This window comes from Cellulosimicrobium cellulans, assembly GCF_001722485.1.
Lineage (GTDB): Bacteria > Actinomycetota > Actinomycetes > Actinomycetales > Cellulomonadaceae > Cellulosimicrobium > Cellulosimicrobium cellulans_A.
The window spans coordinates 1-6,081 of the sequence record NZ_LWGL01000173.1 but is presented as its reverse complement, the minus strand read 5'-3'; the positions used below and the strand labels follow the sequence as shown (position 1 = coordinate 6,081).

General features: G+C 75.8%; 5 protein-coding genes and 1 riboswitch. Of the genes, 2 read left to right on the top strand and 3 right to left on the bottom strand.

All coding sequences use genetic code 11. From position 1 onward, the window contains the following. The 3 genes from JZ5iCDA_RS14650 to JZ5iCDA_RS14640 form a co-directional block, all read right to left on the bottom strand. Positions 1–523, bottom strand: a 523-nt coding sequence (locus tag JZ5iCDA_RS14650) for an ABC transporter ATP-binding protein (protein WP_139123136.1), incomplete at its 3' end; no start/stop codon positions are given. Beyond that, on the bottom strand, positions 523–2,235 hold the full coding sequence (locus JZ5iCDA_RS14645; RefSeq protein WP_069387823.1) for an ABC transporter permease: 1,713 nt from the start codon (positions 2,233–2,235) through the stop codon (positions 523–525). The genes JZ5iCDA_RS14645 and JZ5iCDA_RS14650, both read right to left, overlap by 1 nt. A 256-nt stretch (positions 2,236–2,491) precedes the next feature. Continuing rightward, positions 2,492–3,607, bottom strand: a complete 1,116-nt coding sequence (locus JZ5iCDA_RS14640; protein ID WP_069387822.1) for a thiamine ABC transporter substrate-binding protein — start codon at positions 3,605–3,607, stop codon at positions 2,492–2,494. Between the two features lie 54 nt (positions 3,608–3,661). Further along, a riboswitch (TPP riboswitch) is annotated at positions 3,662–3,765 on the bottom strand. 178 nt (positions 3,766–3,943) lie between these two features. Here JZ5iCDA_RS14640 and JZ5iCDA_RS14635 point away from each other — a divergent pair. Both JZ5iCDA_RS14635 and JZ5iCDA_RS14630 read left to right on the top strand, forming a co-directional pair. Continuing rightward, positions 3,944–4,744, top strand: a complete 801-nt coding sequence (locus tag JZ5iCDA_RS14635) for an ABC transporter ATP-binding protein (RefSeq protein WP_069387821.1) — start codon at positions 3,944–3,946, stop codon at positions 4,742–4,744. Beyond that, positions 4,741–6,081: FtsX-like permease family protein (locus JZ5iCDA_RS14630; protein ID WP_253182109.1), on the top strand; the 1,341-nt coding region annotated here is incomplete at its 3' end. The genes JZ5iCDA_RS14635 and JZ5iCDA_RS14630, both read left to right, overlap by 4 nt.

The window sequence follows — 6,081 nt, the reverse complement described above, 5'->3', positions numbered from 1 at the left end:
CGAGCGAGCGCGCGAGCGCGACGCGCTGGCGCTCGCCGCCGCTGAGGGTCGCGACGGGGCGCCGCTCGTACCCGGCGAGCCCGACGACGTCGAGCAGCTCGCGCACGCGCGCGTCCCGCTCCGCGCGGGGCCTGCCCGCGAGCCCGTACGCGACGTTGCCCGCGACGTCCCGGTGCGGGAAGAGCTGTCCCTCCTGGAACATGAGCCCGAACCCGCGCCGGTGCACGGGCACGCCCGCGAGGTCGTCCCCGGCGAACGCCACCGTGCCGGACGCGACCGGCTCGAGGCCCGCGACCGCGCGCAGCAGGCTCGACTTGCCGCACCCGCTCGGCCCCAGGAGGGCGAGCACCTCGCCGGGGGCGACGTCGAGGGAGACGCCCGCGACCGCCGTCGTGCCGGGGTCGCGGCGCCCCTGACCGCCGTAGCGCACGACGACGTCGCGCACCTCGAGCCCGCGCGCCGGGCCCACGGCCTCGTCCACCCGCACGGGCGCCGGCGCCTCCGTGGGTACTGGTCGCACCATCAGAACTCTCCTCCGGGACGGTCGCCGCGCAACCGCTCGGCGAGCAGCATCACGGTCGCGGTGAGCAGGGCCAGCACGACGCTCGCGGCCAGCGCCATGCCGTAGTTCTCCGCGCCGGGCCGCCCGATGAGCCGGAAGACGACGACGGGCAAGGTCGCGGTGTCGGGGCGAGCGAGGAAGGACGTCGCGCCGAACTCCCCGAGCGACACGGCGAACGCGAACCCGACGGCGAGCCCGAGCGAGCGCGCCGCGATCGGGGCGTCGACGGTGCGGAACACGCGGCCGGGAGCCGCGCCGAGCGTCGCGGCGGCCTCGCGCAGGCGCGGGTCGATGGCCCGCAGCGTCGGCAGGACGGTGCGGACCACGAGCGGGATCGCGACGACGGCCTGGGCGACCGGCACGAGGAGGCCGGACGTGCGCAGGTCGACGTCGAGGCCGAGCGGCCGGTCGAGCGTGATGAGGAAGCCGAAGCCGACGGTCACGGCGGACACGCCGAGCGGGAGCATGAACACGGAGTCCAGGGCGCTCACGGCGCGCCGCCCCGCGCGCGAGCGCGGCCGGCGGGACACGACGAGCGCGACGAGCCCGCCGACGACCACGGCCAGCAGCGTCGCGAGCGCCGCGGTGCGCAGCGAGTTCCCCGCGGCCTCCCACACGGTCACGGACAGCGCGTTGCGCCCGCCCGTCGTGCCGAGGTTCGCGTAGTTGTCGAGGCCCCACCCCCCGTCGGGCGTGCGCAGCGACCGCACGACGAGCGTGCCGAGCGGCAGCCCGACGAGCCCGACCACCACAGCGGCGGTGAGCGCGGCCGGGACGAGGCTGCCGGTGGGCCGACCGTCGCGCCACAGCCGCAGCGGCTGCGCGGCGCTCGACGCCGCGGACAGGTGCAGCGCACGCTCTCGGCGGGCGCGCGTCCGGTTGGCGACGGTGAGCGCGGCCGCGACCACGACGAGCTGCACGACCGACAGCACCGCGGCGGCGCGCAGGTCGAGGAACTGCGTCGTCCGGACCCAGATCTCGGTCTCGATCGTCCCGTAGCGGATGCCGCCGAGGACGAGGACGATGCCGAACGCCGTCGCGCAGAACAGGAACACGATCGACGCCGCGCTCGCGATCGCCGGCGCGAGCGCGGGCAGCGTCACGGTGCGGAACGCGCGCCACGGCGTGGCCCCCAGGGCCCGCGCGGCCTGCTCGGCGCGTGGGTCGAGGTGCTCCCACAGCCCGCCGACGGTGCGCACGACGACGGAGTAGTTGAAGAACACGAGCGCGAGGACGATCGCGGCGAACGTCTCGTCGAGCCCGAGGAACCCGAGCGGCCCGCCCTGCACGAGCAGGGAGCGGAACGCGACGCCGACGACGACGGTCGGCAGCACGAACGGCACGGTGACGAGCGCCCGCAGGACGCGCCGCCCGGGGAACCGACACCGGTACAGCACGTACGCGCCGGGCACGCCCAGCAGCACGGAGAACGTCGTCCCGAGCACGGACTGCCACAGCGTGAGCCCGAGGATGCGCCACGTCCGCGGGTCGGAGAACGTCTCGGCGAACCCGGACAGGTCGAGCGCGCCGTCGGCGACGAACCCGCGCGCGACGAGCGTCGCGACGGGCCACGCGAAGAACACCCCGAGGAACGCCAGCGGCACCGCCGCCGCGACCCCCCACAGCACCCCGCGCCCGACTGCGCCGCGCCGCCCTTGGCCTGCCCTCAGCACGACAGCACCCCGCTCGGTGGTGCGGAGGCCTCTGGAGCCGGCCTCCCTGCGTCGGGCCCGCTCGCCGCGGACGGAGGCGAGACGGCAGGAGAGGCGGTGGGGGCGGCGTCGGAGGCGAAGGGCGTGGCGGGCCTGGCGGGAGCGACGCGAGGGACGAGCGGCGCGGATGGTAGCCCGAGCCCCGGCGGCGCTCCCACCGCCGCCTCGAGCACCGGCACCGTCCCCGCCGCCGCCCCGACCCCGGAGACGGCGCAGGTCAGCCGACGACCGTCGCCGTCCACGCCTGGATCCACTCGTCGCGGTTCGCCGAGATGTCCTCGGGCGCGACGTCGAACGGCTCCTCGGCGAGCGGCGCGAACTCGGCCCAGCCCTCGGGGAGCGCGACGGAGTCGTCGGCGGGGTACATGTACATCTGCTCGGGCACGTCGGCCTGGAACGCCTCGCTGACGAGGAAGTCGACGAGCTGACGGGCGCCCTCGGGGTTCTCGGCGTTCGCGAGAACACCGGCGTGCTCGACCTGCCGGAAGCAGGTGTCGAGCAGCGCCCCCGTGGTGGACGCGGTGCCGTCCTCGGTGAGCGTGAACGCGGGCGACGTGGAGTAGGACAGGGCGAGCGGGCGCGGCCCGGCGCCCTCGCCGCCGGAGAAGTCGACGGAGTAGGCGTCGGACCAGCCGTCGACGACCTTGACGCCGTTGTCGCGCAGGTCGGCCCAGTAGTCCTCCCACCCGTCCTCGCCGAAGGCTCCGACCGTCGCGAGGAGGAACGCGAGCCCGGGGGACGATGTCGCGGGGTTGGTGACGACGAGCAGGTCCTCGTACTCCGGCTTCGTGAGGTCCTCGAGCGTCACGGGCTCGGGGATCCCCTGCTCGGTGAACCACGTGTGGTCGACGTTGATGCACACGTCGCCGAGGTCGACGGGCGTGAGCTCGCCGTCGCCGATGGTGTACTCGGCCGCCGAGTCTGACAGCCCGGCCGGGGTGTACGGCTCGAGGACGCCCTCGTCGATCGCGCGCGTGGCGAAGGTGTTGTCGATGCCGAAGACGGCGTCGCCGAGCGGCGCGTCCTTCGTGAGCACGAGCTGGTTGACGAGCGCGCCGCCGTCGCCGGGCGCGACCTGCTCGACCGTCAGCCCGCTCTCCTTCTCGAACGCGGCGAGGACGTCCTCGCTCACCGCGAAGGAGTCGTGCGTGACGAGCGTGACGGTCCCGCCGCCCGCGGCGTCGCCCCCTCCGGTGCCCTCGGTGCCGTCGTCACCGCTGCACGCGGCGAGGGCGAGGAGCGCGAGGCTCGTCCCGCCGGCGACGGCGAGCGTGCGGGCGCGGCCGGTCGTGGACCGGGTCGTGATGTGTCGCAACGTGTCCTCCCTGGACATTCAGGAGGGGTTCCACGCGCCGCGCGCACGGCCGGACGGCCGGTGCGCGCACGGGTGGTCGAGATCCCGACTTCCTCCACCGGTGCTAACCGGATCAGGTTCGAGGGTCTGCGGTGGTCCGCACTCTCAGCTCCCGGGGAGCTCCCCTGTCGTTCCCCACGAGCCTACACCTGGGGAGTCTCCCTGAGAGCACCCCGAGCGCGACCCGGACGCCGCCTGAGGGGACGACCAGGGGCGGGTCCGGGCCCTCCCCCGATGCCGCGCCGTACCGCACGACGGGAGGGTCGGGCATGACCCGGCGGCACGCCGGGCCCGGTGCACAGGAGGGCAGGACAGATGAGCAGCACGGCGTCCGGTTCGGCGGTCGTGACGGGCCGGGGCCTGGTCAGGACGTACGGGCGGGGAGCGGCGGGCGTGCGCGTGCTCGACGGCGTCGACGTCGACCTCGAGCGGGGACGGCTCACGGCGATCATGGGGCCGTCGGGTTCCGGCAAGTCGACGCTGATGCACTGCCTCGCCGGCCTCGACGCCCCGACGGCGGGGACGGTCGTGGTGGACGGGGAGACGGTCTCGGCGATGAGCGAGCGACGCCTGACCCGGCTGCGCAGGACGCGGATCGGCTTCGTCTTCCAGTCGTTCAACTTGGTGCCGACGCTCACGGCGGAGGAGAACATCACCCTTCCTCTGGCGATCGCGCGCCGGCCCGTGGACCGCGAGTGGTTCGACCGGGTGGTGGACGCCGTGGGGCTGCGCCCGCGGCTGGGGCACCGTCCCGCCGAGCTGTCGGGCGGCCAGCAGCAGCGCGTCGCGTGCGCGCGGGCGCTCGTGTCCCGCCCCGCCGTCGTGTTAGCGGACGAGCCGACGGGCAACCTGGACTCGCGGTCCGCCGCCGAGGTCCTCACGTTCCTGCGCGCGTCCGTCGACGACCTCGGGCAGTCGGTCGCGATGGTGACGCACGACCCCGTCGCGGCGTCGTACGCGCACCGCGTCCTGTTCCTCGCGGACGGCCGGGTCGTGAGCGAGCTGCTCGACCCGTCCCCGCAGGCCGTGCTCGACGCCCTCGGCGCGATCACCCCCGCCCGACCGGCCGCGGCCGCCGGGCTCGGGACCGAGCAGGCTGCGGCGGTCGTCCGATGATGGGCCGGATCGCGCTGCGCGGCGTGAACGCGCACCGCGCCCAGCTCGTCCTGTCGGTGCTCGCCGTGACGATCGGCGTCGCGTTCGTCACCGGGACGTTCGCGCTGCGCGCGATGCTCTCCGCGACGTTCGACGACATCGTCGCGTCCTCGGTCCAGGCCGACGTGTACCTGCGCGGGACGGTCACGACCGACGGCGCCGCGGCGGGTGCCACGCCGCCCGGGGCGGCGCCCGCGGACGCGACGCGCGCCCTCGTCCCGGCCGACCTCGCGACGTCGGTCGGTGCGCGCGACGACGTGGAGCTCGCACTGCCGGAGGTGAGCGGCCCGGCCGTGCTCGTGGGCGCCGACGGCACCGCGGTGCTCAGCACGCAGGCGCCGAGCTTCGCCACGGCCCATGACCCGCGCGACCCGGGGCCGCGCGTCGTGGACGGCCGCGCGCCGCGCGACGCCGGGGAGGTCGCGCTCGAGTCCGCGACGCTCGAGGCCTCGGGGCTCGCCGTGGGCGACCGGACCGACGTCGTCCTCGGGGACGACGTCCTGCGGGTCGACGTGGTGGGCGAGGTCTCGCTGTCCGCCCCGATGGCGGGCGCGACGATCGTCCTGCTCGACCCCGTGACGGCCGCGGCGACGTACGCGCCCGACGGCCTCGTCCCCACGGTCGCCGTGCACGCCGCCGACGGCACCTCGCCGCAGGAGCTGCGCGACGCGCTCGCCGACACGGTCCCCGCCGGGGTCGAGGCCGTCACCGGCGACACGCTGCGCGCCGAGACCACCGACGCCATCACGGAGCAGCTCGGGTTCGTGTCGACGTTCCTCCTCGTCTTCGCGGCGCTCGCGCTGTTCGTGGGGACGTTCCTCATCTCGAACACGTTCGCCATGCACGTGCGCCGCCGGATGCGCGAGCTCGCGCTGCTGCGTGCGGTCGGGGCGTCGCCCGCCCAGGTCTTCTGGTCGGTCATCGCGCAGGCGGCGGTCGTCGGCGCGGTCGGCGCCGTGCTCGGCGTCGGTGCCGGCTTCGGCCTCGCGGAGCTCGCCCGTTCCGGCCTCGGCGCTGTCGGCATGGAGCTCGACGGGGCGCTGCCCGTGACGACGGCGGGCGTCGTCGTCCCGCTGCTCGTCGGGGTGGTCGTGTCCGTCGTCGCGGCGGCGGTCCCCGCCCGGCACGCGGCGCTGGTCCGCCCGGTGGAGGCGATGCGCCAGGACGGCACGGCGCGGTCCGGTCGTCCTGGCGCGCTGCGGGTGCTGTCCGGTGCGTGCGCGCTCGTGGGCGGGGCGACGATGGTCGCGGTCGCGGCAGCGCAGGGGGTCGGCGCCGGGCCGGTGCTCGGGCTCGGC